Raw genomic sequence first — 26,200 nt, forward strand, 5'->3', positions numbered from 1 at the left:
ATTCTTTTTGATAATTTTTCCCTGAGGTGATATTAAAACATTTTGCGAAATATTTTTAATATCGTATAAGATCATTGCATCATTTTTGAAACCCTTGGTCAAATCCGCTACTTGAGCCCAAGGCAAATGATCATCATGGATAGCTTTTAACCAATCTTTTTTTGCCGGTAATTTATCAGCAGAAACGCCAAGAATGGTGAAATTAAAATCATTTAAAATAAGTCAAATTGCGCGCGAATGCCCTATAACCGGTATCGGCGTATTCGCGCGAAAGCCGGGGAAGCCCCGAAAGTTCAGCATGTGTGGCTTGCAATGGCGACGCATACTTATTTTTCCGGTCAGCCGGGTTAAGGATATAACTGTTCCAGTAATATTCCATTACACGCTTAGTCAAAAACCGCTTTTCTACATATTGATTATATGATGGGGTGTTAAAGTCAGCATCCGTTAACCGGCCATAACAACAGTTGAAAACGAATGGTCGGCCCTCTCCTGTCTTTGACCATTAACTTTCAAAAATAAAGTAATAGATAGACATACCTTTGCGGCATTGTCAGATAAGATTGCGCTTAAAGATCAGGGATTTCAAATTTTTGGAACGCTGTTAGGAAAGAACAGCCTGCGACTGCCGGTGGAAAACTCCGACAGTTTGAACTTTAGAAGGGTTCAGATCGGATTAAACCCGGTAGCGGATCAGCGCATTGTTGCAAGTGCGAATAGTAATGAATAGCATTAATTACTGAAAGCCCGGGTATTAAAATCAATTGAGCTGCTTCAAATCCCAAAGTTTAAATCTTCATAACCCAAGATTTACAAGTCTTGTCAAGGGCCAAACCGAAAGTTTTCCGGATCAACTCGTGATCCTCATCACTGATTCAAACCGACATTAACATTTATATACAGGGAATAGGATATCACTTAAATTTGAATAAATAAGTTAAGTATCAGCATGATCTTTTATAGACCGTGCCAGGTCAACAAGTGTTTAATTTCACCAATTATTATCGCTATTTTTTTAAAATGTTCTTATCTCCTTAACTCTTTTTGATCACCAAATGCATTAACGCCGGATCGCTAAGTAGCCGTTCCATTTCCAAATTGATAATATCCCGGATATCCTGCCTGATCTGTAAATAATTTCGCTCCACAATGGCATTATTTATCTTCCTAAGCTCAGGCAGCGGTACGTAAGCATCGATCTCTTTTTTCAACGCTGCATGGTCGTTGATGATCTCGCAGTGAAAAGCTTTCAGCTCGATTTTGCAGTCCGGATTATCGGCTACCATTCCGACAAATTCACCTGAACTTAGCGCTGAGATGCGCGACGGTGGCACGGCGGCCTCCAATTGTTTGGAACGGCTGATCGATGTGTCGCTGCGGTTGATGGAAAGACTTTCCCTGTCCTGCATGATCCGGCCTATCTTTTCGGATACCGATTTAGCGGTATCCCCCGATACCTGGCCGACTGCCATGTTGCCTGTAATGTTCATGATCACATCTGCCTGCTCACGGCCATAGTCCTTGCGCAGCTGGCTGGCATCCTGGATGCCCAGGCAGGTTGAAATTAAATTGGACCTACCGGTTGAGATCGTGGGGATAATGTCCGTTGTCAGCGTTGGAAATTCGTCAAATATGAGGCTGCATTTTAACTTATTTTTCTGGTTGATGATCTTCAAAAGCCGGTTAGTAAACAGCGACAATACCGCGCCATAAATCTGTATCTTTTGCGGGTTGTTCCCCATGCAAATGATCTTCGGCGCTGCCGGATCATTGATGTCCAGTGTAAACTCATTGCCTGACAGCACATAATATAATTGCGGCGAGGCAATGCGCGCCATCGTGATTTTGGCCGAAGCGATTTGCCCCTCCAATTGCTCCACCGCATCCCGCTTATAGGCGCTGATAAATGGATTGATCAGCACATCGATCTCCTTCTGTGTACTCAATAGCGTGAACAGGCTGTCATAGTCTGCCTGCATCAGCTCGATCACATGCGGCAGCGTACAGAACTCGCCACCTTTATACTTCCGCAGGTACCAGATGATCGCTGTTAAAAAGTTGATCGGGGATTCCACGAAGAAATCACCCTGCTTTTTGATCCACTCCCGGTTAAGGCCCAGCAGGATCGTCCGTGCCGACTCTACCGCATCCGTAAGGTCAAGCATAGCCGATGGATCCAGCGGATTACAGCGGCTGCTGCGCGAAAGGTCATCGAAATTGATCGAGAAGAATTGAGGTGCGACTTCATAGCTATCCTTATACTTCAGCCAGGTATTATAGGCGATCACCGCCAGGTCCGGCATCTTGAAATCGTAGACGAACATGGCGAAACCCTTGCGGATATGCTGGGTAATCACGTGCCTGATGATGAAGTAGCTCTTACCAGATCCCGGGCTGCCCAGCACCAGCAGTGCCCGGAACAAATTAATAAAGTTAATCCAGCCGTGACGTTCTTTACCCTTCAAAATATACTTCACCGGCAGGTTCACGGAGAATTCGTTTTCCAGCAAGCGTTCTTCCTGCGGGAAGGTCTCCTGATCCCGGTTAAAAATGTCACCTGATAGTTTGTCCCGGATGATGCGGGAGATCATCGTGCCCCCACTGAGCATCAGCAGATACCCCAGACCGGTCACGCCCATATACAGAATCGCGACGCTTCCCATTTTCAGCGGCAGCCATAAAAATAGGTAACTGATGAGGAAAAAAAAGAGACCGGTAAGTAAGTATATGAAAGCAGATTTCGCGGTCTGCTTTTCATCCTTCTTCCCCTGCACACCGATCAGCGCGATGGCGAGAAATGCCAGCGCGATCAGCTTCGGTTTTAAAAAGCTGCTGAACAGACCCGTCCGGACGATATTGGCCAGCAAACGGTCGGTCAGCGCCGATACCCAATGCCAGCCGGCGAACGCCCCGTAACACACCTCATAAAAATGCAACAGCAATACCGCTATGCTCATCAGTCTGGTCATATCCAGGATCTTGCGCATCGCCTGATCGTTTTCCCCAGTTTGCATTACATCCCTCCCAATCCCGATATGCCTCGGAACTTTATCTAATCATCCACACTCAAACCCTTACACAAAATCAGCCGCACCCAACCTGAAAATTTGGGCACAGCGATGGCCAACCATCCGCTCCACGCGGAGAAAATGGACAACAAAAACCTTAAAAATTCTCTGAAAGATTAACCCGTTGACAGCCGCATGCGCTTTCTTTTCTTTCGTTTGCGCTTGAATTCCCAATCCATGGCTCGCTGCCTTCCGTCCGCTTCCAAAAGTACTTCAGCCAATCCAGGCATATCTAAGCTAGTATGCTGCTCATGACTACTCCAGTTTTCAGAAAAATCACGCTCTTTTACCCCAATCGCGTGGCCGTCACGCGCCGCATTTTCCACTTCGCCGTTTTGTTTTTTTCCCTCACTTGCCGCTATGTTCAGACAGCGTTCCCTAATGGCATTGGCGCTGTAAGCTTTTCCTAAATTGCTGCCATTAAAAACGCATTTGCTCTGGTGATCAACATAGGTAATCCCATATATTAAACCTTCTTCATTTCGTCGTATAATCGTATCCACGCCCTGCCTTTTCAAAGCCCCCACCAAACCTTCCAGGCTTTTATTACGGCCCAGGAAGTAAAGGTCGATCGCATTTTTTAACCGCAGCTTTGCTTTCGGATCCTCTTTGGCTACTTTGTTTTCTTCAAACTTCCCCTCCAAAAATTTCAGCGTCGTGTCTTTGAAAAATAAGCTTGCCTTAATGGGCACCCCTACCTTATTACCCTGTTCATCGAGCACCCGGTATACCAAACCGCTATGCCTGAAGATCCGTGAGTTTTTTTCACCCCGGTCAGCGACAATGTTATATTGCCGTAGCAGCGCATTCAACTCAGCCAGTGAGGCATATTTATAAAGCGGCAATACGGTTTGCAATACGTTATATATTGCCCGTTTGGTCTCTGATTTACCATAAAGTACCCGTGCAGCGTTGACGGGCTTTAATTTTTCTGTCCGTTGTAATTTGCTTTCTTCCGCTTTCATTAAACCATACCTGATTTCAAGTTCCTTACGGGCCGGTTCCGATTTTCTTTTGCCCAGATTATGCAGGTGTATCGCCTTGCCGTCCGGCTGGATATTTGTGGTGACCATATGTAAATGCGGGTGCCCTGCGTCCTCATGACGATATAATAAATAAGGCTGACCGACAAAGCCGAGCTTGTCCAGATACACCTCTGCGATCTCCCTTAACACATCATCAGGCAGCTTTTCAGAGGGGTCGAAATTAAGCGAAATATGAACACTGTTATACTTCGTCCGCTGGTTCAATTCCGTCAACATTTCCAACCGCCGAAGCTTCTGGTTAAAGTTCAGATCAGCCGCATCCACCGGGTAAAAGCCAGCCTCTAAACAAACAGCTAAACCTGCTTTAACTTTCTGCTCATTGTAGTTCAGAATATTGCGCAGGCTGGTCGACTGATGGATCACCGCAACCATGCCGAACTCATCATTTTTAAGCGTGCCTGAATACTTTCCACCGCCACAAAATACCGCTCTTTATCATGTTCAAAACGGCGTACCCATTCCCGCATCTGCGGGGAATGATCAAGCATATTTAAACGGTGAACCGCCTGGTTAAAATTCACACCGATCGCATTCAGTTCACGGCGCAGCAGAGCCATTTCTGCAAGCAGCTCATCCTTCGACTGGTCGCGCGTAAACACGGTAAATGATTGACCAAACAGCAACCGGCGCACATACTCGCTCAATTTCCGTATGGTCGAACGTTTCCAGTTTTTCTCCAGCTCGCCGTATTCACCGGCCGTCAGCCTCAGGCCGACAATCCGCTTCCTGCCTTTGTCTTTTTTCTCCATCACTATTCTCCGCACCAAACTCAAACTATCAAAAACCATCATCAAACATACATCCAACGCTAACCAAAACCAGCAGTCCCAACCGCCCCCGACTTCGGAGAGGGGCGGCAAGATGCAATTGTTGTTAAACAATTGTACATCTTGCCGATTGCAAACTGGCAATCTCCCGGCCGTCTCTCGACAGCCAAGACAACAACCAAAACAGGCCAAACCTAGCCTGTGCTCCTCAAGCCTCCGCCCAGCCTCAAACCCGGCTTTTTGACTTCGCCCTTCTGCCGCAGCCAATCATTCAAATCTTTAAATTTCTCATAAAGCCCGCTTTCATCGACAAACCGGCTACCTAAGGACAAGGCATATTTAGTATACGCCAGTCCCGTCACGTCCCGGTCCAGCCAAAGGTGAACACTGGAATGTGCCTCTAAAAATGGCAGCGCCCTGTCGAAGAAACCTGCACCATTGAGCACGACAAAATCCACCGTACACTGGTCTTCATAAGGGTGCAAAGCCCGGTAAGAAAGAAAATCCATAAAACCCTCGAAAACATGCACCGAAGCGGCGCCGGAACCCAGGCAGGTAATGTCCTTCGGCGCACTGCTTTGCTTAAAATTTCTGTTGCGGATCTCCCAGCCGCCCGCGTCATTCTGAAAGCCGATACCGTAGTAAGAACGTCCGTTAATTTCATAGGAAATCTCTTTGCAAAAATGGTCCGCAACGATCACCGGTATCGACCGTTCGTGCAGGTAATTTTTGAGCGGGTAAGCATACAGCGAACGCACTTCTTTCACCGTTAACTTGCTATCCAACCCGGCCTGCCCCTCCTGCAGTTTACGGTCGAAAACCGGCAGCCGGTGAGGGGAAAAAGAAGCATCAAATTTAGCCAGCAGCTCACCGATGCCGCAATCGAAGAACCGCAGGCAAAAGTCCACCGGATTTCCGCCGGCCATCAGCCCGAAATCGAACCATTCGTTGCTTACCCTGTTCACATGAAAACTCGCCGTGCGCTCCTCCCGCAATGGCGAACGGTACCAATAGTCGGTATCATTTTTCTTCCGCGCAGCTACCGGAAAACCCAACTGCTCTATAAAGCCGGCCAGATCCATCCCCCTGATCTTTGACAGGGAAAATTCGTCATCCTTCAATTTCATCTCACTCATCGCTTTCCATTCTGAAATCAAATGTAAAGCGGGTAAACGACAATCAACGATCCTCCCCATATCTTAATGAGGATCGTTCCCATGCAATAACCGATCTTTGAACTATCAGTTAACAATAAAAACAAATGCTTATGGCAACGACAAATGTGTTAGGGACGGTCTACGAAACTTTATTATGCAGCCCGGGAATGAATGAAGTGGTGAAGATTGAGGTCAAAATGGATCGAAAGGCCATATTGCTATTGAACAGTGTGATCGAAGCGGGCACCCATCCGAACGCCGAAAGCCAGCAACTACTAAACCTGGTACCGGCTGACAGTGTAACAAAGCTCAAAGAGTTCGCCGATGAATGCCTGAGCAAGGCAGGACTAAAAGAACTGAGCGACAAAATGAAGCAGCTGACCGGCAAGTAAAAGGAAAGCGGGTGCATACCCGCCATCCTTTTAAAACAGGCTGAATTGCACCTGAGCAACCTGCAGCGCAGCAATCGCTTTCAACGTTTTAAGTAATACATCCTGTTTGTAATTCATGGTATCTGAATTACCCAGATACTTGGTCATCTGTGTTTTCATATCCGCCAGCGCAGCGGATAAGGCTGCATCACGGTGGGGATATTTTGTGCAGAAAACACCTAAGGGTCCGCTGCTACCTGCCGTGCCATAGCTACAGCTCAGGGCATACGCCCAGATACCGTTTGGACCGCGACCTATCCGGATTTCACTTTGTTCCAGTTTAATAGTTTCCCGGTCCAGGAATTCAGGGGAGGCGAACCAACCATATTTTGTAAAAGCGATTTCCGTAAAGCCAAACTCCAGCGCCCGGCGGTGTTGATTTAAATTCATTGTCACCGCACGGAAGCAATCGCCGAAGCCGGAAAACCATCCTAATTTATCGGTATCACCGGCGGCAATTGCTTCCGCAATCTCTGTAAAAATAGCCTGCTCATAAGGCATCAGATGGTGCTCCGCCATATAGGCATCGATAATGGGTTGGGACCGCAGGGATAATTCAAACTTTTCCATAACACAAGCATTAAGTTTTTAAGGCCCTGCAGCGCGGCACGGACTGCTGTCAGGGGCCGCGGCGGAGCCGTGGTTTATCAACCCTTGACGGCAGGTTGTGCCCGCGCTATTTTTGCTGACAAAAACACTTCATGCCCTGGGGAGGGAAAGCCCTGCGGCCCAGTTCCAGTGCCGCTATGAGCGTGGCCGCCTTCGCCATCCCAATACCCGGGAACCGGCAAAAATCCTCCACCGCCCCCTTCCGCAGTTGAGCCGGGTCATCCTTAACAGACTTACCGCACAGATCAAGGACGGAGGAGGTGCAGCCAATAATATTTATACCATATTTAACCGGTTTACCGATGCACAGAAACTGGCATTCTGGACCAGTTTCGGCAATCTTTCACCCCGTGGCTGGCAATATCTGAATAACGGTGCCGGGGTTAATAACTGGTTAAAGCTGTACAATAATGGAATTGCAAAGGCAAGTAAAGTTGATGTTATTACGAATCAGCGAAGGGTAGACGCCATCACTTATTATTACGATGCACCTCAAATAAAAGCTATTTTACAAGCATTGTCTTATAATTCAAGACTATTATTTTTGGATACCTACGGTTCATCGATAAGTCTTGATACAAAGGCAGAAGGTATTCAATTACTCATAAACGCACAAAACCCTTTAACCACCGGCTTCAATGTTTTCACTACTGAGGATATTCAAAAAATCCTCAGTGCCGATCTGAGCGAAGATCATTTAGGGTTCTTGTGGAAGCAAAAAAGTTACCCTGGGAGGACACCGTTTCGCGATTTGCAGAGAATATTAATACCTCAGACATTGATCTCGATGGACTTACCGAGATATACAATGAGCTTCAGAATTACTTTGACATAACGACGACTGGGGGCAAAAAAGGATTAAAAGAATTCTTGGCAAGTAACAGATTATTTGCTGTTACAGAAATATGCCTTAATGAAGATATTGTCGATTCAGTATCGGAAATATTTATTTCGGGAAACCAAGCTAAGTTTAATACTATTATTAGCGGGGCAAGTGACGAAATGTCCCATATTATTACGGAGCCATCAAGTTGGGTCAAATTTGAGAGTTTCTCATTAAAAACCAATTTCAAAGAAGGAACGACTGCCAAGAATGATACGGAAATGAAATATATATTTAATTTTCTTGAAAAACATTATAACCGGGGAGATCAATTTACAATCACTTTAAAATCTATTCTTTACGCTTGTGACAACTGCAAACTTTATTTGCAAGCCCTTCAAAATCAAGCAATGCTTGATGGAAAAATTCTTAAAATTAACTTTATTGCGGATCCTGCTATTGATAAAATGGTAGATGCTAGAAACCTACTTGAACTAAATTAATTATGGAAATAAAATATCAAACTGCACTTAGAACTAATCCTGTTATTAAGCCAACTGGTCAGATGATTAATAGCTTAATTCGTGCTTTCGTTCTTAAACCGTTAACAATTGATCAGATTGTCAACTTAGAGGCTATATACAACAATGGAAATCAATTCCCACCTTCTTTAAGAGAACTGTTGTTTCTTGCCGGCCAAAATTGCTATGTCTTAGATTATGGATTAACCGACACACAGGAAGAAATGCAGAGCGATGCCCGTGACTGGTTAGTAGATTATGGTTTTAGTATCACACGACCATTTTTTGTGATTGACGTACATAGGGGAAGTGATATTTTTCTCTTTGTCTATTTAGATGAGGGGACAAATGACCCCGTAGTATGGCAGGCTGACTTAGACAAAAATCTTCCTTCAGGATATTCCTGGTTAACAAATTTAAAGGCAAGTTTGTCATCATTTGTCAATGCCAGAACTGCACGACTTCAAGAAGGGAGAAATCCATTTTGACGATGATTTATCAGACGCAATTCAAATAACTTGTTTCATTGATGATCAAATTCAAAAAATTGCTTTTTAAAAAGTTCACTATAATTCATGGAAATAAAATATCAAACCGTTCTTAACAATAATCCTGTAATTAAGTCAACAGTTGAGATGGCTAATGGTCTAATTAGTTTTTTCACTCTTAAACCGTTAACAATTGATGAGATTGTCCACTTAGAGACTACCTATAACAATAGCAATCAATTCCCAACTTCTTTAAGGGAACTATTATTTCTTGCCGGCCAGGATTGCTACGTTTTAGACTACGGACTAACTGACACACAGGAAGAAATGCAGAATGATGCCCGCGAGTGGTTAGTGGATTATGGGTTTAGTATAACACGCCCGTTTTTTGTGATTGACGTACATAGGGGAAGCGATATATTTCTCTTTGTGTATACAGATGAAGGGATAAACGACCCCATTGTATATGAAGCTAATTTAGACAAAAATCTTCCTTCAGGATACTCCTGGCTAAAAAACTTACAGGCCAGTCTGTCATCATTCGTCAATGCCAGAATTAGTTATCTCCAAAGAGGTATTAATCCGTTTTGATCATAAGTTGATTAAAGAAACTCAGAGAGGTCTAAACTTAGTCATTAATTAAACTCACTTTTCTCAAACGGCAATTTAAAAATGGATATCAAATAACTTTAAAGAATAAGTTAACTGGAGATTTGACTTAAACTGATCACTTGGTTCCGATTTAAGTTCCAGATTCAATGTGAACAGAGTATTCCGGATGAAATTGACACCTTTTTTTGCAGTTATGTTTTAAACAATAGTTATCTGGTTGAATACCAAATTCAGCTGCCAGATGAATGAGTTGACCGGGAGCTTCGCTGTGCCTGCAAAGTCGCTCTGTAGGGCCTCTATTAATGCGATGAATGGCCTTCTTCACGGAGCGGTATCCGGCAATTATCTTACGTATAAAACTTTAAAAAATAAAGGATTTATAGCTGAAGCAACACCAGGGTAAATGAAATACATGTGACGAATTTTTGAGTGAGCTGTATCTTAACTTGAAGAATGGGCTTATTCAAACAACAGCTAAAGGGGAATAGCAGGAGAAGGTTATAACATGAATATAGACACCTATCTCTGTATAATCAAGCTTTAATAACATTATAATATCCATATAATAATATCAGTTATCACTTTTAATAATAACATCAAACTAAGTTTATTTTAACATAGCAAATTTAATATTGCATTTTTAGTTATTTATCTGTTTAATATAATATTAATAATGCTAAAACATAACACCCTATAACCTTTCCTTCAAACTTAGTCAGGTCACGCAGCTGCTCCTCCTTTCAACCTAAATTATCAATTCTCAATCGATTAGACAGACGGAATTATCTGTTTACAACTTTACACCATGTGCAAAACAAGCAACGACGCTATTTTAAGAAAAAAATCATTCTATTTATTAATTTTTGCCCTCCTATCCACAAACGTTGCATTAGGCCAGAGCGCGAGAAAAATTAGAGGAAGAGTAGTTGATGATAGCAATGCCCCCCTCCCAGGCGTAGCTATATTAGTTAAAGGTACCCGCATAGGTGCCACAACGAATGTTAATGGCGAATATTTTATCAACGCAGATGCTCCTTCTATTTTGATATTCGGACTATTGGGCTATAAAACAAAAGAAGAAGTTGTCGGAGATCGCCAGATCGTCGACGTTAACCTAAAAATGACTATAACCGGTCTTCAGGAAGTTAACGTTAGTTACGGTAAACAACGCAGCCGCGAGATTACCGGAGCAATTACACAAATTAACGCCGAGCCTCTGCAGGATATGCCTGTCGGGCAGTTTGCCCAACAATTACAGGGAAAAGTAGCGGGTGTCCAGGTTTCTCAAACCAGTGGTCAACCCGGTCGGGGTATGGCTTTCCGTATACGCGGGGCAGCCTCTCTTGCTTCAGGTTATCAGCCTCTATTTGTAATTGATGGTTTACCAATTACAGGCAGTATTAACAATATCAATCCTGATGAGATTGAATCATTCACTGTATTGAAAGACGCCGCATCGACAGCCCTATATGGTTCACGTGCGGCAAACGGTGTAGTTTTGATCACTACTAAACATGCCAAACCGGGTGATTCAAAAATTACCCTTAACAGTAATTTTGGCATACAAGCCATCCCAATGAACAAAGTTCCTAAAATGATGAATGCAAATCAGTTTGCAACATTCATGAACGAAAGGTATCAGGACCAGGTAAGATATGAAGGTGTTAAAACTCCTATAGATACAACCTACGCCAATCCGAGCAAGTATGGTGCAGGTACCAACTGGTTTCAGGCGCTTACCCGCGAGGCTCCTATACAGCGCTATGACTTGACCATTCTAACTGCGCACGAAAGATCAACTTCAAGCGTAATAGCCGGCTACCAAGCCCAAGATGGAGTAATTGTTAATTCTGGTACTAAATTATTTTCGTTGCGTATTAATCAAGACCTGACGTTAACTGATGGTAAGTTAAAGATCGGCTTTAATTTGGCGCCAAGTTACCGCTTAGATCATAACAACAGGTTAGCCACCGATGGTGTTGGCGGTTTATTTGAGCGTTTTTTTGAGGCGAGCCCTTTGCGTCCCATTTATAACCCGGATGGTAGCTATTATAAAAATGCCTATTCTAACGGTATGGTCTCTTACATCAACCCGCTCGCCCAGTTGATGTTAAACAAGGACGACTATATTACTACCCGAATATTGGGTAATGCCTTTTTTAACTATGAGCTTTTACCGGGGCTGAGTTTCAAAACGAATGCTGGTGTTGATAAAGGTGCCGAAACTCGCAACCAGTTTACTCCGTCTGCTATCATTACAACACAAGCTACTGGTATAGCCAGTTCGGTAGATAACTATTCCTGGACAGCTGAAACCAATCTGCAGTATCATAAAACGATTGTTAAAGATCATAACATTGAAGCGTTGGTAGGTTATTCCGCTCAAAGGTTCAATCAAGTCAGCACCTTGCTCAATGGGACAGGTTTTCCGGATGATAATATAACCTACTTAAGCGCGGCAACAAGTTATCCAGCCGGTTCGGGAGCCACCGCAACAGGAAGCTTCACAACAGCGTATTCACTACTTTCAGCTATCGGCCGTTTAAATTATAACTACGAAGGAAAGTACCTGTTACAGGGCGCCATACGCCGTGACGGCTCATCAAGGTTTGGGGAAGATCGTAAGTATGGGTATTTTCCCTCGGTATCCGCAGGTTGGATCATCAGTGATGAGCCATTTATGGAAAAGCTCAAAAGTATAGACTTGTTAAAAGTACGAGCCAGCTATGGTATAACCGGTAATAATGACATTGGTAACTACACTGCCATATCACAGTTAGGTAATTATAATTACGTGTTTAATGGGGTTTCGGCTCCTGGCCAAACCATTGGAACATTAGGCAACCCCAATCTCGCCTGGGAACGTAACAAACAGCTTGATCTAGCTGTGGACGTGAGTTTATTGCGTGGTCGCATCGGCTTTATTTATGATTATTACCATAAAATAACTGATGGCATGATACAGGCCAGGCCTCTTCCAAGGGCGTCTGGCTTTACCACGATCAACTACAATGTTGGAGCTTTTGCATTCTGGGGACATGAGTTTACCTTAAATACGGTGAATACAACTGGCAAAATAAAATGGAGTTCAAACCTGAATGTATCTGTTGATAGAAATATCATTAAATCAATGGTTTCTCCAGGATTCATCCGCAGAAATAATACCGTTACTTCCGATTATTTCCGTAATCAGGTTGGGCATCACTTAGGCGAATTTTATGGTTTTGTTCATGAGGGATTGTATAAAGACGCGGCGGATTTAGCCAACTCACCCAAATACAACTCAGGCGCACAGTTTTCGGATATCGGCACTCTGAAAATGAAGGACATTAACGGCGACGGTAAGATCGATGATGTGAATGACCGTACCTTCATTGGTAATCCGACACCTGATTTTACTTTTGGTTTTACCAACAACTTTACCTACAAAAACTTTGATCTGAACATTACGATGACAGGCCAAATCGGTGGTAAAATACTGAATGCCGCTAAATGGGCTTATCAAACCAATATGGATGGTTCAAGGCTGCCTCTTGCTGCCGCCCTGGATCATTGGAGATCGGCAGAAGCTCCGGGTTCTGGTATTTATCCGCGTACGGAAACCAATACCACTGCTATTGGTCGTGAAGTAAATACGCAGTGGGTTGAAAACGGAACTTATCTTACCGTGAAAAACATTGTCTTGGGATACACCTTTAAATTGAAAAAAAGTAAGCTGTTGTTAAAAAGCCTGAGGGTATATGGTTCTGTTCAGCAGGCTTTTATTATAACCGGCTATTCAGGTATGAATCCTGAAATCAGCCTGTCGGGCCTGGATGCTACGCAAGGTATTGGGGTGGACGAAAACGCTTATCCGGTGCCAAGAACATTTTCAATTGGCATACAAACCGCCTTTAAATAAGATTACTTCAATTTATAACGAAACATGAAAAAGATATATATCTTATCCGCAATGATGCTTACCCTGGTGTCGGTATCCTGCAAAAAAAGTTTTATTGACCTCGATCCTCAAGATTCACTTTCGCCCAATACATTTTTCAAAAATGAGTCGCAAATGAGACAAGCTCTTGCAGCAGCTTACGCACCTCTGCATGACCTGGCCGTAAATGATTACTTTACTTCCGAAATGCGGTCTGATAATACCCATTATCAGCCTTACCCGTCAAACGTAGGTACAGCTTATGTACAACGGGAAAGCATATCCGATTGGCTAGACGATCCAACCAATGCTTACACCAACGCAGTATATTTTCATTGCTATAATGGTATATCCAGGTCAAATATTGTTTTAGATCACATTGATAATGCCACCTTAAGCCCGGCTGCAAAGAATGACATTGAAGGCCAGGCGAAATTCTTACGGGCCTGGAATTATTTTAAACTGGTGCGGCTTTTTGGAGCCGTTCCTTTATATCTAAAAGAAGTTTCAAAGGCTGATGATGCGTTTCTGGCCCGTGCAACTGTTGATCAGGTCTATACCCAGATTATTACCGATGCAAAGGACGCCATTATAGAGCTAACTGTTCCAAAATTCCCTCAAAGTGGTCAGGCCACGAAAGGCTCAGCTACTATGTTACTGGCAGAGGTATATATGACGCAAAAGAAATATATCGACGCCGAGCAACTGCTTAATTCCTTGACCACAATGGGTTACGCGCTAAATGCCAATTATGCCGACGCATTTTTAACTACGAATAAAAACAGCAAAGAATCTATTTTTGAAATTCAATACCTGCAAGGAACCGACGGTGGTTCACAGCCAAGTACTTTTATTTATCAGTTTTTACCCAGAACTAAAAACACAGGTATAATCACCACTTTTGGGGCAACCGTTATCGCTACCGATAATTCAGGTACGGGAGGTTGGAATACCCCGTCGCCGGATTTGATAAGCGCCTATGAGCCGAACGATAAACGCCTGGATGCCTCCATAGGAATTGCCGAAGGTACCTATAATACCAGCGACCTGTTTGCTGTAACTGCAAACAAAAGTATAATAAATTATACTCCGGCAGCCGGACAGCTAGGCGTTCCATATATAAAAAAATACCTGCATCCACATTCGATAGTTAATAACACAGATGATAACTGGCCAATATACCGCTACTCAGACGCGCTATTATTATTGGCAGAATCTGAGAACGAACAGGGCAATGCCGGTCAGGCTCTAACTAACCTGAATGTTGTGCGTGTCAGGGCCGGCCTAGCGGTATGTACAGAAAGTAGCCAGGCAAAACTGCGGGACGTAATTATGCATGAACGAAGGGTAGAACTGGCCTTTGAAAACCATCGCTGGAATGATTTGGTTCGCACCGGCAATGCGATCAAGGTGATGACTACTTATGCTATTATGGCAAAAAGAACCTATAAAGATCTGCCATCAAACGCCTTCAGCATTAACATCAACAGATTATTGTTTCCTATACCGCAATCAGAAAGAGAGATAAACCCTCAATTAACTCAAAATCCTGGTTATTTCTAATAAATATAAACACAACACTATCCTTTTCAGGTCTGGTGTTTTTCAAGTTACAAAGTAGGGTATATTAATACACCTAAACCAATTAACAATTATCATGAAATTTACTTCACGACTTAAGCATTCAAGTAATGTTATTAAGAAAAGGAAAAACAAGGTACGTATCGATATGTACACCTCTGTGCAGAGGGTTTTAGCGCTAATGCTTATCCCATACGTCATTCTTTCCGGTTGTCAAAAGATGGCTTTAACCTCTCCAGGAGCTCTTGCTGAAGCTAATGCCGCCCGCTCATCGTCGGCACTTGCTATCAATGCCACGTCAGGAGCCGATTTTATGATTGCCGTTATTCCTGACACGCAGACTTATACGGGGCAAAGCACAACTTATCATTCTGTTATCGGCATGTTTTATGCTCAAACCAACTGGATCGTAACTCACCGCATAGATTCAAATATTGTCTATGTTGTTCACCTGGGCGACATTTCCGAAAATGGCGACGACCCCACCCGCAGCCCTGTACAATGGCGACGCGCAGATACCGCTATGGCCAAGCTCGATGCAGCCCATGTGCCATACGGTATGGCAGTTGGTAACCATGATCAGGGCAATCATGACCCAGTAGGTGGCGGTGTTAACAATAACGACAGGGGAAGTTGTTTCAGTACAACAACTTATTATAATCAATATTTTGGTTTCTCTACACCACGCTTTAGCGGTATGACCTTTTATGGAGGTCATTACGGGGTAAATAACGACAATCATTATGACCTTTTCAGCGCAGGTGGTCATGATTTTATAGCCATTTATATTGAATATGATGACCGTACCGACGCGGCTTCAGTAACGGAACGGGATAATATGAACAACTGGGCAAAGGGACTTTTAACCGGGCCTTATGTCAACCGTAAAGCTATTATTGTTACTCATTATGCGGGCAGCCCAGCTACGCCATCTACCTATTCTGCGCAAACCCAGGAAATTTACAGCAAGATAAAATCATGCCCTAATGTCTTTATGTTTTTAGGCGGACACGTAAATGGTGAAGGCTTCCGGCAAGACACTTATAACGGTAAAACCATAAAAACGTTTGTTTCCGACTATCAGTTTAGGACGTTGGGTGGCAATGGCTATATGCGGTTAATGAAATTTTCGCCGGCGAAAGACCTAATCAGTGTGAAAACGTATTCGCCTTATATTTCTGAATTTGAAACAGATAGTGACAGTCAGTTTAGCACACCTTTTTTTCATTCGGAAACTGCAGCCCGTACCTCCGACTTTGACCGTAATGGCTTCTCCAATCTATCCTTCTTTAACTTAGGTATTTGGAAGGTTCAGGGCATGGCGAACGTGACTTATGGCAGCGCAACCCAGGGCGATCTACCTGTATCAATGGATTATGACGGCGATGGTAAAACCGATCTTGCTGTATGGCGCCCCAACAACCTCACCTGGTATATTAAATTGCCTACAGAGTTGACGGCAACATATGGTGAACCTGGCGATATACCTGTGCCCGCCGACTATGATGGCGACGGAAAAGCTGATATTGCTATGTTCAGACCAACCAGCCCCTACCACTGGTATATAAAAGGCCAAACAGGTTATGATTACGGGGAAGAAGGCGTAATACCTGTGCCGGGTGATTATGATGGTGATGGTAAGGTAGATGCCGCTTACTATAAAATATCAACTGGAATGTGGAATGTGAAGGGATTAATCATAAACAAACATTACGGAGATACAGGGTACATACCTGTACCAGGCGACTATAACGGCGATGGCAAAACGGATGTTGCTATTTTTGATCCCGCCACAGGCATATGGCATCTGGATAGTGCCAACACAGGTATTAACAACGTAACTGTTTTAACACCAGCATCTGGCGATATACCGGCACCAGGAGATTATTTCGGAGACGGAAAAACTCACCCCGCTGTCTATCGTCCCTCAAAGCAAACATTATACATGTACAACGATGGAAATGTTACGACAATGGTTTATGGCGGTAGTGGCGATAAATTACTAAATCTGCCATACCATATCCGTAAGTTCTTTTTTCCGTGATACGTGATATTATTATAGAAAAAGCATCGATGCGCTAATGATACGGGCGCGCATTTTTGATGAGTAAGAAGATTCACAGGAACAGGACAACAGTAGCAGCTTAAAACCTAAATTATTAAACCCTTTTTCCATAAATTAACTAAGCCCTCTTGGTTATTATAGTAAACATCAGGTTAATTGCGCTTCAAATCGTTAATTTCAGCGTCCTTTTATCCTAAACATAAAAACATGAATACAGTTACATTTATCAGTCTTCTTGAAAATTATTTAAAAGGAACTTCCAGCCAAAGAGAGGCCGACCTAATCAATGCATGGTATAATTCTTATGAAGTGACATTGACGGACTATAAACTGTCAATAGACGAGTCCGATGAGATAAAGGCAGACATTCGGAGGAATATTAACAATCGAATCAAAAGATAGGCTAATGCTGTCCACCCCAAGGCTGCGGAGAAAAATAGGTTAAGGTTGTGTTTATACAACCAGGGCAGTTAATTGCACGTGATTGATTTCAAGACATTAATGATTATTTTTAGATAATCGATCATCTCATGAGTACGAAGAGTTCTTAGTGTTCAACATTGCAGGTTATGAGAGTTTATTGCAAGGAGTTTTGAAATATTTTAAAGCCAAAAACTAAACTTTTTTGGATCCTTTCGTGATTGTTAGTTAACTAAAGAACAGTTATCACAAAGTTTTATATTTTTCGCTGAACATTATCGACAACAAATAATATTACTATAGAAAATCAATGTACCTTCTTAAAACCGGGATCCAAACAGATACTGCCCAGATACTTTAGCGAACCATATTTGTTCTTAATAAATTGTGAAACATTGAAAATATACACCTTATATAATATATAATATATGAATATTTCAATTAAGTACGAGTTTGGCTCGTACTTAATTGAAGTGTCCGCAGTACCGATACGTATTAGATTCTTCCTTATGCGATGAAGGGAACCACTGCGGCGACTTCATCACTAAAGCAAGTTATTTTTAATTATAGATTACCGTCATAAATCAAGATCTATTTTCTGATTTCCCTACGCAGTCTTGGATAATCGCCACTTATCTACCTCTGCGTCAATGTTAAAAAATCATCACTACTTGCCCAATTAGATTGTTTTGAGGAACTAGACCCCAAAGTCGCGAATCTTTGGAACCGTAGAAATTGTCGCCGAGCATAAAGTAGTAATCATTTAAAAAGGTATAATATTCTTGTTTCTTCCCATTCAAATAAAAGCAGTCATTATTGTTCAAGACGGTAACCCCCTCATAATTCATGATACGACCATACAGTTTAATCATTTTCAGACTAAGTTTTATCCTACTCCCTTTTTTGGGGATTAATAAGGGGCCAATCTTATTGTAAGTCCAGTTAAAAGTGGAATCGTGAGGATATATGCTTAAATCAAAGCTTTGGTTCTTGACTCTCGAGGGATACCCGCTTATCGAACTAACGCTCGGTTTGTCGATAATTACTGTATCACCAGGTAACCCTGTACATCTCTTTACCATGACGTCGCCCAAAAAGGAGTGCCCTGATTGTTGACCTACACTATCCCAACGAGGCTGGTAAAAAACATAGATATCGTCCTTTTTTATTTTCCCAAGAAAAAAGGCATGTAGTGCACTACTGCGGAAATAATTGGGCAAATTATCAATTATTATATAATCCCCCGGTTTTATACTAGGTTGCATTGAACCAGTTGGAACCTTATAAAAATCTAAGGTTCCAAATACAACGCCCCCTGTGATGAGACTAAAAACCAAAAATATCTTTGAGAATTTACTCATTGATTAATTCACGTTAGCTAAAATCCTTAAACTATAGAGACGATTTTCGGTATTAGCACTCACCGTAGAATAAAGCATAATTTTCCCACTTTTATGTTTTGTCATGACGCTTAATGAAAGACTTGCTGTATCATTTGGAAGAATTTTTCTTTTAGTCAAGTGATAGGACGTGCAAGAACAATCAGGCTGAACATTATTTATGATAAGCATCTCGGTTCCGGAATTTCGAATAGTAAATTTGCCTGTTAATAAAGTATCTTCAGAAACATTTCCGAAATCCACTTTGGTTTTGTCAAATGTCAGCACCGCTTTTGTCTTTTTAGGATCACGGAATAAGCTGTCAGCGACCTGCTGACCTTTAGACTTGGTTTGACAAGAAACTATAATCATGCCTAGCATAACTGTTCCCATAATGTTTAAATAGTAGTTTTTTTTCATTGTAAAAGATATCATAAGGTCATTTTATATATTTTAATCTCTCCTTTATCTTCGTTGATATATGGAGACGAGTAATAGTAAGGCTTAATATATCCGGCGACTTTGAATCCTAAGGGTACATCCACATCTCCAATGAGTACATCATTTTTATAAATTTGCAGACCGTCAGTTTTTTCATTAATACTTTTGTGATAGCCTCTAAAAAGAAGATGTTGATCTTTCAAATATTTCAGAAAAGTATAATGTCCTTTGGCAGCGTCCTGATGAAACCAATTCTTTTTGAAATCCTGGAGTTTAGTCGTATTGGTATATTTCGTATCCATCCCTCTGCCAGCTTGACCAAATGTTTCTATGATGTTAAATTTTTCATCCGCTATATATAATTTAGGATCCGCTGCAAAGGTCAAAACCATATTATTGTTTTCATACCAGTCGGGGTAGGAATAACAAAACACCATCGAGTTAAAGTCATGGTTGTAACTTGGACAAAATTTGCCAAACGTCCGAACAGATCCATTATCTAAACTCATTTCACCCAAGGCCAATGCTTTAGATGCATATTCCTTACGTGTTGGGTTAAACTTTGGATGCTGCGACAGAATGGGAAACAAAATTTTATCGTTGCTTGCCTTTATGTTTCCATCGTATATAAATGAATACATTTGCGACCTTTCGGGATCTGGTTCTTTTAACATCACGTCTTTAGGCACATCTAAATGCCAGTTAGCCTGATAACCATCGACTCTTTTAAAATTATTATCGAATATGTAACAGTCCCACCCAGGGCCTATCACAATAGAGCGCCCATTAGGCAAAAATGAAAAGTAAGCCACCGTTTTGATTGGCAATTCGTCCTTCCCGTTTCCTTGTCCAAGATATCTGTTTAAGAATTTACCCGTTGACGAAAATTTATATAAATATGAAAACTTCTTATCGATGAAAAATATATTATCGTTAAATAAAGCAATATCACCTACATAAGAACTGTTGACGGAATCCAGCATAAGTGAATCCAGTTTTAGTTTTGTGTATTGAAGGTTGGTTTTATTCACAACCAAGGATTCATTATAGGAGACTGAAGGACCTTTGCAGCCAAACACTACGCAAACCACTATGCTAAAAAGAAAATAAGGTATTGATTTCATATGAAATAGATGAAGATAATTACTGTTGAAAGAAATCGTCCATGATAACTCAATCATGTAGCCGGGGTCGGCTAATAGTGTGTAAAGCTATCGTATAATTGGGACGGAGTTTTGATTTTGGATGGTTGAACGGCTATAGGCCTTTAAGGTAAATTTCAAGTAAACAAGTGTATAGCGGCTCTAGTAAAGCGGCAAAAGGGAACATTGGAATGCCGTGTAAATTAAACATATTGTCAGCTGCAATTAAATATTTACAAACTGGCTGGTCAACTATAACGTCAAAGGATATTGACGTTATAGTTCCCAAAAAGCAATATCGGATTTGTTTATCGGTTACCCTTCGCAGTTGCTATTGTAATCCGAGCAATACAAAACTACTCCGGCACAGCTCGCGCCGTAATTATTTGCTGCACAGTTATTGTTCCCCCCTAAAAGCGCACAATCACAAATAGTAGCCTCAGCGCCTAAAGCGATTTTCGATGAGAACATTTTGGGCAATGTGAATGCAGAGGTGAGGGTAAAAACAGCCGAAGCCGTAACGAAAAGAGCTGCTGATTTTCTAAAGTTTTTTTTGAAGATCATGAATGATAAAATTTTAGGTTAACAATAAGTACGAACGGCGACTGAATCAGCCGTTGTCGTATCCACAAATGCGTAGGTTTCTACTTTACTAAATAATAACGATAACAGCAATATTAATATTAAAGTCTCCTATGCCGAAGTCAAATTATCGAAATCAAGAGACCTTTATTGTTGTAAAGATTATTTATTTCGGCTAAGATTACCCTTCGCAATTAGTGTTATAATCAGCACACATAGAATCAGAAGTCGGTGCGCAATCGGCACCATAGTTGTTTGCTGCACAGTTATTATTGCCACCTAATAAAGCGCAATCACAGATAACAGATTCAGAACCCAGTGCAATTTTTGGCGAGTAGATTTTTGATAAAGAAAATCCGTAAGAAAAATTGGCAACAGTCAGTCCGAGGAAAAGAGCTGGAAGAAAAACTTTTAATGTTTTTTTTGATTTCATAATATATGATTAAAAGATAAATATTAACAACAATAATATTGATTTATTCAGCAAAATGCAAATATTACAGCATTTAATAAGTAAAATAATAAATTATTTTACTTATTAATATTAATTTAATATCCCTTAATTATAATTTAACGTTGCCTTTTTATTGTAATCCAAAAAACTGCGTATAAACGAATACAAGAGTACCACAAAAATTGCGATTAATGCGAGAAAACCCACATTTCCATATGGAGAGACTTCGTTAGTACCCAATATTTTCTTCAGGAAAACTAAGAGTGCTACGATGACAATGACAACATAACTAAAAATAGCAAAAATCACTATATCCAATTTTCCAGGAAGTATCCATTTTGATTTGCTGCGATGATGTAAATCGAACTGCATTAGTAAATTTTCCTTTACCGTGTCAGGTGGATTCGGATACGAACTCATTTGCTCTTGTAAAAGCTTATGAATATTTAAAATGGCCTCCACCCGTTGAAAAAGTGCTTCATCTTGTTCAATGCAAAAACGAATTTCTTCTCTTTCTGAAGTGGGCAAAGCCCCCTCAATATAGTCCCACAGCTGCTGATCGGTGATGAATTTCATATTACATAGATTTATAAACTCCAGATAATTGTTCCCGGAGTTTTTGACGGGCCCGAAACAATCTCGATTTAATATTTTCTTTACGCAACTCTAAAATTAAACAGATTTCATCAATAGTTTGATCCTGAAAATAATACAGTTCAATAATTAACCCATCGACGTGGGATAGGTTTTTTATTGCATTGGCGATTTGAATTTTCATTAATTGTTTGTCACTACCAGATAGTTTACAATAATCTTCTTCTGCAGGTATATCAAATTCATCTTCTAATTTTTCGAAGAACACAAGTTTATTCGTTTTTCTTAATTCGGTCATAGCAGTATTGAAAATAATTCTATACATCCAAGTAGAAAAACGAGATTTGTTTCTATAACTTTTTAGGTTATTTAGCACCTTTATAAAAACATCCTGTGTGATTTCCTCCGAGAGCTCACGATTATTTCCCGTAAATTTCATCGCCAAATTAAAAGCAAAGCCCTGATAATTATCAATCAGTTGTGCAAAAGCTCCTCTGCTCCCGGAAAGTACAGCACAAATAAGTATCTCGTCGTTATTATATTCCGGCATCGAAAATATGAGTCTTAAATTGCATTTTAATTGCTGAAATCATAACAGTAAGTCCTTTAATATAAGCTGTCCGGGTCTGCCCATAGGCTGCAGTACATCGGACAACTTTTTCTTGTATAAGTCATAGTTGACAATCATGCCCTTATGCGGTGCCTGTATTAGATTCTTATCTACGGTTTGCGACACCCTTCTAGCCACCCAACTGATGTGTTCATGGGGCAGTGATACTTGCAATATCATTCCCGGCAGTCCGTTGAAGGATTCGGGTCCTCCACATGTGGATATCTGGGTTGTATAAAATGCTACGACAAAAACTGAATCAAGGATAACTGCGTTTGCTCGCCTACATTCAAAACCTAAAATATCACGTTTTTCGTTTGTTATTTTCCATTTAATCGGCCTGATTGTATCTTTCACAATGAATGATTGCTCAAATACCTCCTTGTATCCGGTGTAGGATCTCTGTCTGAGATCCATATAAAATGAATTGTTAGCAGTTAGTTTGCTGATGATATTTTCTGTTTCCTTTTCCCTTCCTGATATATAAAGCGACCGATCACCGGAAAAATGAAGGTTAAACGTGAAGATTTCGAATTGGGGATTTCGTCTCACATATTGATCAAAATCACCATTGTTCAGCAAGATGTTTTTTAGTTGCGGAAAGTTATTAACCTGCTTTTCATATTCGATCAAACCATGATCAATTATTTCAGATGTTTGTCCAAAGGAATAGTTTGCGGCTGTTAACAAAATCAGCACGGCCATTCGAGCAATTTTCTTCATATCTGTCTCGATTTTTATTATTTTCGACTCATTTTATTAATATCCCATACCAGAGAAATTAAGAGATTTCTGCTGATGGTGAGATAGCTGTTTTGTACATTAAGGTTATTGTAAGCTAGCCTACTAAATCCTTTATTCTGGTCAAGAATGTCATTGACGGCTACTCTTAAAGTCACATCCGCATTTTTAAAAAAACTTTTTTCAGCATAAAAATCCCAAATAGTTTGCTTGAATGGCCGATTGAAGGCAATCGTTTGTTGTTGATATTTATAGTTGAGATCAGAGTGTAAGACGAAATTAGCAGGTAGAAAAAAACTAAAATCCGGTGAAACGCTGTAAATCCAATATTTAACGCGGAACGCTGATTGTAAAGACGAAATGTTGGTGTTGTAAGCTCCTGTAATAGCTAGTGACAACTCATATTTTTCAGGATGCCTCTTAGACAATACAACCCCGGCATTGTATGCACTAGAATGATTGATATTCAAATTGTCATTAATGTAATTAACATACTTGGAATACTTTATCCCGACGCTGTTGCTGATAAACATGTCGTATTCTTTCAGCATTTTACTATAGATGACGTAAGTATTTACTAGAGTTGTCGTTGCATCGTTGGCATTGATATAACCCACACTATTTCTACCTGATTCGTCTGTGATCACGTTCGTAACGATCGGACTCATCGTAAAGGTGTAAGTACTGTTGATCAGAAACGTTCTGTTAGTCTGCGGCGCGTAATCTCGATAGATCAGATTAATATCACTTTGATAAGAGGTACCTAACTTGGGATTACCGACATATATATTCAGGGGATCGTCATTACTAGCCACAGGCTGAAGCTGATTAAGTTCCGGATGAAGGGTTTGACCGTTATAGGATAAGGTCAGCCTTTTTTGTGGCTTGAAATAATAGCGGAAAGTTGCCTGAGGAAACCAGTCAACAAATTTTTTGCTTATGGTTTGATTTCTGTATTCATTATCCTGTATAAAATCAGTTAGTCCAAAATCGGTTGAGATTATAAAGTTTATTTTTTTTGTGTTCAGGTTGTAAGATTCGCCGACTCTGTCTGTATTTTGCTTCAATTGGTAATGACTGCTATTCAGACTATCGAGTAAGGTATAGCTTTCACCGGTCCGATTATAGGAGTCTAAGAAGGATTTGTTTTTCTGAAAAAAAAGATAAATATTAGTTGATAAAAACGATACCGGCGATAAAGGTTCATTATAGATAGCTTTGAAGTCAAAGCTGTATAGGTCGTTATTATTATCTTTGTATTGATCAACCTTTAAAATACTATCAGTATAGTATTCCGGGGTTTTAAAAACGGATTTAGAATTTAACGTCCCACGTGAGTTGTTTATAATAACCGCTTGACCGATGTTGATGGATAGTGCTCTCCCTTTTTTTTGGAATTTTGTATTCCATAGAACACTGCTGTTGAAATCTTGCCTATCCATGGTCGTCGTCAATGTTCGCGAACCTTCATTGAGCGGGCTGTCAAATTCATTTTTCGTACGCTGCGTATAATTATCGTTAGAATGAATATGATGATTTGCACCCGATAGCGAAACGTTGATATCGGATTTTTCGTCAATTCGCACATTCAAGTTCAAGTCTGCTTTATTACTGAGGTTGTGCCTGGTAAAGTCCCCTGCTGTATTGGTAACCTGCACTGACTGCGACAATACATTTTGACTGATAGCGCTATTATTACCATTGATCGTCAAATTGCCGATCCTGTAATTTCCACTCATTCGGTACTTACCCTGATTCCATTTGTTCTCGTAATGAGTTCCTCCTGTTTCTGCGACGGGGATTCCCTGTCCATCGTAAGTACCGTTCCAGCTGTCCAATCCATTATTTCCACCGATTTTAATGCTGTTGAAACTTGTCTGATCCATACCATTTAAACCAATGACAGCATTATTACTGGCAACGGCATAAGCAGCGAACTTCTCACGATCATTAAACTTATTGATCATCGCCTGTGTTTCATATATTCCGGGTGCCCCTACTCCTGTTTTAACTTTTCCAAATAACCCGGAGTTATTATTTGCCTTCAGCTGAATGTTTAACGTTTTTACTTTTTTACTGTCATTTACGCCGGTGAAAGTAGCTTGCTTAGATGACTGATCATATAATTGCACCTTGTCAACCATATCAGCTCTTATATTTTTTGTAATCAAACTTGGGTCATCACCGAAAAATTCCTCTCCATCTAAAAGCACCTTTTGCACATTTTGTCCATCTGCAGTAATCGCTCCGTTTTTATCCACTTGTATATTGGGAAGCCGCTTCAGTAAATCCTCTACTCTTGCATTTGGCCGCACTTGAAAACTGTCGGCAAGAAACTCTGTTGTATCCCCCTTAATTGTAACTGCGGCAATTTTCTGTCCTTTAACTACAACCTCTCTGAGGAATCTAACTTTTGCAGTTAACACAATGTCCCCGAAATTCATTGTTGTATCCAATTTCAATGAAAACTTGTCAACATAATCAGGATATTCAGGAAACGACAATAAAAGAATGTACTCGTCCTTTTCAACATGCTGAAAAGAAAAATAACCACCAGTTATCGTACGGCTTTGCTTATACAAAATGGAGTCTTTACCCTTCAAAATGCAAACTGATAGATTTTCGATCGGCTGATGTGTTACCCCATCCAGAACACGACCTTTGATTTGGCGGTCCTGTCCCTTTATCGTCATAATATTTAAGGAAAAGAGCATAAAAATCACTAAAAAAAATTTCACTATATTTTTAAA

Annotated in this window: 22 protein-coding genes and 1 pseudogene; 8 read left to right on the top strand and 15 right to left on the bottom strand. The window is 41.0% G+C overall.

From position 1 onward, the window contains the following. Positions 1-208: 208 nt before the first annotated feature. The 5 genes and pseudogenes from QWZ01_RS10425 to QWZ01_RS10445 form a co-directional block, all read right to left on the bottom strand. Positions 209-439: pseudogene (locus tag QWZ01_RS10425) on the bottom strand (alpha/beta hydrolase fold domain-containing protein); the annotation flags it as partial. Between the two features lie 595 nt (positions 440-1,034). Next, positions 1,035-3,014 (bottom strand): conjugal transfer protein MobC, encoded by a 1,980-nt coding sequence (mobC, locus tag QWZ01_RS10430; RefSeq protein WP_290323256.1) that lies wholly within the window; start codon positions 3,012-3,014, stop codon positions 1,035-1,037. A 170-nt stretch (positions 3,015-3,184) separates the two neighbouring features. Continuing rightward, complete coding sequence (locus tag QWZ01_RS10435) at positions 3,185-4,486, bottom strand: relaxase/mobilization nuclease domain-containing protein (RefSeq protein ID WP_290323257.1); 1,302 nt, start codon at positions 4,484-4,486, stop codon at positions 3,185-3,187. Continuing rightward, positions 4,474-4,863: a plasmid mobilization protein gene (locus QWZ01_RS10440; RefSeq protein WP_290323258.1), complete on the bottom strand. Its 390-nt coding sequence runs from the start codon at positions 4,861-4,863 to the stop codon at positions 4,474-4,476. The genes QWZ01_RS10435 and QWZ01_RS10440 overlap by 13 nt, the downstream gene beginning before the upstream one ends. Positions 4,864-5,075: 212 nt before the next feature. Next, entirely contained in the window at positions 5,076-6,077 is a 1,002-nt protein-coding gene (locus QWZ01_RS10445; protein WP_290323259.1) for a DUF8464 domain-containing protein, read from the bottom strand. Between the two features lie 71 nt (positions 6,078-6,148). On the opposite strand from QWZ01_RS10445, the gene QWZ01_RS10450 reads away from it, so the two are divergent. After that, the gene (locus tag QWZ01_RS10450; protein ID WP_290323260.1) at positions 6,149-6,430 is read left to right on the top strand and encodes a hypothetical protein; all 282 of its coding nucleotides are present in this window, start codon (positions 6,149-6,151) and stop codon (positions 6,428-6,430) included. Positions 6,431-6,460: 30 nt separating this feature from the next. Here QWZ01_RS10450 and QWZ01_RS10455 read toward each other — a convergent pair whose 3' ends face one another. Continuing rightward, on the bottom strand, positions 6,461-7,039 hold the full coding sequence (locus QWZ01_RS10455; RefSeq protein ID WP_290323261.1) for a hypothetical protein: 579 nt from the start codon (positions 7,037-7,039) through the stop codon (positions 6,461-6,463). A gap of 97 nt (positions 7,040-7,136) precedes the next feature. Here QWZ01_RS10455 and QWZ01_RS10460 point away from each other — a divergent pair, with 97 nt between their 5' ends. From QWZ01_RS10460 to QWZ01_RS10490, 7 genes are all read left to right on the top strand, one after another. Beyond that, positions 7,137-7,913 carry a hypothetical protein gene (locus QWZ01_RS10460; RefSeq protein WP_290323262.1) on the top strand — a complete coding sequence of 259 codons (777 nt, stop codon included), beginning with the start codon at positions 7,137-7,139 and terminating at the stop codon, positions 7,911-7,913. Between the two features lie 35 nt (positions 7,914-7,948). Further along, complete coding sequence (locus tag QWZ01_RS10465; protein ID WP_290323263.1) at positions 7,949-8,404, top strand: hypothetical protein; 456 nt, start codon at positions 7,949-7,951, stop codon at positions 8,402-8,404. Positions 8,405-8,406: 2 nt separating this feature from the next. Then, positions 8,407-8,910, top strand: a complete 504-nt coding sequence (locus QWZ01_RS10470; RefSeq protein ID WP_290323265.1) for an SMI1/KNR4 family protein — start codon at positions 8,407-8,409, stop codon at positions 8,908-8,910. Between the two features lie 87 nt (positions 8,911-8,997). Continuing rightward, positions 8,998-9,501 (top strand): hypothetical protein, encoded by a 504-nt coding sequence (locus QWZ01_RS10475; protein ID WP_290323266.1) that lies wholly within the window; start codon positions 8,998-9,000, stop codon positions 9,499-9,501. 826 nt (positions 9,502-10,327) lie between these two features. Continuing rightward, on the top strand, positions 10,328-13,423 hold the full coding sequence (locus QWZ01_RS10480) for a SusC/RagA family TonB-linked outer membrane protein (RefSeq protein WP_290323267.1): 3,096 nt from the start codon (positions 10,328-10,330) through the stop codon (positions 13,421-13,423). 24 nt (positions 13,424-13,447) lie between these two features. Further along, a complete protein-coding gene (locus QWZ01_RS10485) occupies positions 13,448-15,004 on the top strand; it encodes a RagB/SusD family nutrient uptake outer membrane protein (RefSeq protein ID WP_290323268.1) in 1,557 nt (518 codons plus the stop codon). 94 nt (positions 15,005-15,098) lie between these two features. Further along, on the top strand, positions 15,099-17,066 hold the full coding sequence (locus QWZ01_RS10490; RefSeq protein ID WP_290323269.1) for an FG-GAP-like repeat-containing protein: 1,968 nt from the start codon (positions 15,099-15,101) through the stop codon (positions 17,064-17,066). A 1,094-nt stretch (positions 17,067-18,160) separates the two neighbouring features. On the opposite strand, the gene lepB is transcribed toward QWZ01_RS10490, so the two are convergent. The 9 genes from lepB to QWZ01_RS10535 all read right to left on the bottom strand — a co-directional run bounded on the left by lepB (position 18,161) and on the right by QWZ01_RS10535 (position 26,143). Then, positions 18,161-18,868, bottom strand: a complete 708-nt coding sequence (gene lepB, locus QWZ01_RS10495) for a signal peptidase I (RefSeq protein WP_290323270.1) — start codon at positions 18,866-18,868, stop codon at positions 18,161-18,163. 3 nt (positions 18,869-18,871) lie between these two features. Continuing rightward, a complete protein-coding gene (locus QWZ01_RS10500) occupies positions 18,872-19,306 on the bottom strand; it encodes a DUF1573 domain-containing protein (protein WP_290323271.1) in 435 nt (144 codons plus the stop codon). An 11-nt stretch (positions 19,307-19,317) separates the two neighbouring features. Further along, entirely contained in the window at positions 19,318-20,451 is a 1,134-nt protein-coding gene (locus tag QWZ01_RS10505; RefSeq protein WP_290323272.1) for a hypothetical protein, read from the bottom strand. A 333-nt stretch (positions 20,452-20,784) separates the two neighbouring features. Next, positions 20,785-21,033 (bottom strand): hypothetical protein, encoded by a 249-nt coding sequence (locus QWZ01_RS10510; RefSeq protein ID WP_290323273.1) that lies wholly within the window; start codon positions 21,031-21,033, stop codon positions 20,785-20,787. Positions 21,034-21,232: 199 nt separating this feature from the next. Beyond that, entirely contained in the window at positions 21,233-21,484 is a 252-nt protein-coding gene (locus QWZ01_RS10515; RefSeq protein ID WP_290323274.1) for a hypothetical protein, read from the bottom strand. Positions 21,485-21,610: 126 nt separating this feature from the next. Then, a complete protein-coding gene (locus tag QWZ01_RS10520; RefSeq protein WP_290323275.1) occupies positions 21,611-22,081 on the bottom strand; it encodes an anti-sigma factor family protein in 471 nt (156 codons plus the stop codon). Between the two features lies 1 nt (position 22,082). After that, the gene (locus QWZ01_RS10525) at positions 22,083-22,649 is read right to left on the bottom strand and encodes an RNA polymerase sigma factor (protein WP_290323276.1); all 567 of its coding nucleotides are present in this window, start codon (positions 22,647-22,649) and stop codon (positions 22,083-22,085) included. Positions 22,650-22,688: 39 nt separating this feature from the next. After that, positions 22,689-23,432 (bottom strand): GLPGLI family protein, encoded by a 744-nt coding sequence (locus QWZ01_RS10530; RefSeq protein ID WP_290323277.1) that lies wholly within the window; start codon positions 23,430-23,432, stop codon positions 22,689-22,691. A 17-nt stretch (positions 23,433-23,449) separates the two neighbouring features. Beyond that, complete coding sequence (locus QWZ01_RS10535) at positions 23,450-26,143, bottom strand: outer membrane beta-barrel protein (RefSeq protein WP_290323278.1); 2,694 nt, start codon at positions 26,141-26,143, stop codon at positions 23,450-23,452. Positions 26,144-26,200: the final 57 nt, after the last annotated feature.

This window comes from Mucilaginibacter aquaedulcis (assembly GCF_030409325.1).
Taxonomy (GTDB): Bacteria; Bacteroidota; Bacteroidia; order Sphingobacteriales; family Sphingobacteriaceae; genus Mucilaginibacter; species Mucilaginibacter aquaedulcis.

What these genes read in the sequence shown, in the direction of transcription:
- mobC (WP_290323256.1), bottom strand. Translation starts at nt 3,014, where the DNA reads ATGCAAACTGGGGAAAACGATCAGGCGATGCGCAAGATCCTGGATATG.
- QWZ01_RS10435 (WP_290323257.1), bottom strand. Translation starts at nt 4,486, where the DNA reads ATGGTTGCGGTGATCCATCAGTCGACCAGCCTGCGCAATATTCTGAAC.
- QWZ01_RS10440 (WP_290323258.1), bottom strand. Translation starts at nt 4,863, where the DNA reads ATGGAGAAAAAAGACAAAGGCAGGAAGCGGATTGTCGGCCTGAGGCTG.
- QWZ01_RS10445 (WP_290323259.1), bottom strand. Translation starts at nt 6,077, where the DNA reads ATGGGGAGGATCGTTGATTGTCGTTTACCCGCTTTACATTTGATTTCA.
- QWZ01_RS10450 (WP_290323260.1), top strand. Translation starts at nt 6,149, where the DNA reads ATGGCAACGACAAATGTGTTAGGGACGGTCTACGAAACTTTATTATGC.
- QWZ01_RS10455 (WP_290323261.1), bottom strand. Translation starts at nt 7,039, where the DNA reads ATGGAAAAGTTTGAATTATCCCTGCGGTCCCAACCCATTATCGATGCC.
- QWZ01_RS10470 (WP_290323265.1), top strand. Translation starts at nt 8,407, where the DNA reads ATGGAAATAAAATATCAAACTGCACTTAGAACTAATCCTGTTATTAAG.
- QWZ01_RS10475 (WP_290323266.1), top strand. Translation starts at nt 8,998, where the DNA reads ATGGAAATAAAATATCAAACCGTTCTTAACAATAATCCTGTAATTAAG.
- QWZ01_RS10480 (WP_290323267.1), top strand. Translation starts at nt 10,328, where the DNA reads ATGTGCAAAACAAGCAACGACGCTATTTTAAGAAAAAAATCATTCTAT.
- QWZ01_RS10485 (WP_290323268.1), top strand. Translation starts at nt 13,448, where the DNA reads ATGAAAAAGATATATATCTTATCCGCAATGATGCTTACCCTGGTGTCG.
- QWZ01_RS10490 (WP_290323269.1), top strand. Translation starts at nt 15,099, where the DNA reads ATGAAATTTACTTCACGACTTAAGCATTCAAGTAATGTTATTAAGAAA.
- lepB (WP_290323270.1), bottom strand. Translation starts at nt 18,868, where the DNA reads ATGAGTAAATTCTCAAAGATATTTTTGGTTTTTAGTCTCATCACAGGG.
- QWZ01_RS10500 (WP_290323271.1), bottom strand. Translation starts at nt 19,306, where the DNA reads ATGAAAAAAAACTACTATTTAAACATTATGGGAACAGTTATGCTAGGC.
- QWZ01_RS10505 (WP_290323272.1), bottom strand. Translation starts at nt 20,451, where the DNA reads ATGAAATCAATACCTTATTTTCTTTTTAGCATAGTGGTTTGCGTAGTG.
- QWZ01_RS10510 (WP_290323273.1), bottom strand. Translation starts at nt 21,033, where the DNA reads ATGATCTTCAAAAAAAACTTTAGAAAATCAGCAGCTCTTTTCGTTACG.
- QWZ01_RS10515 (WP_290323274.1), bottom strand. Translation starts at nt 21,484, where the DNA reads ATGAAATCAAAAAAAACATTAAAAGTTTTTCTTCCAGCTCTTTTCCTC.
- QWZ01_RS10520 (WP_290323275.1), bottom strand. Translation starts at nt 22,081, where the DNA reads ATGAAATTCATCACCGATCAGCAGCTGTGGGACTATATTGAGGGGGCT.
- QWZ01_RS10525 (WP_290323276.1), bottom strand. Translation starts at nt 22,649, where the DNA reads ATGCCGGAATATAATAACGACGAGATACTTATTTGTGCTGTACTTTCC.
- QWZ01_RS10530 (WP_290323277.1), bottom strand. Translation starts at nt 23,432, where the DNA reads ATGAAGAAAATTGCTCGAATGGCCGTGCTGATTTTGTTAACAGCCGCA.
- QWZ01_RS10535 (WP_290323278.1), bottom strand. Translation starts at nt 26,143, where the DNA reads ATGACGATAAAGGGACAGGACCGCCAAATCAAAGGTCGTGTTCTGGAT.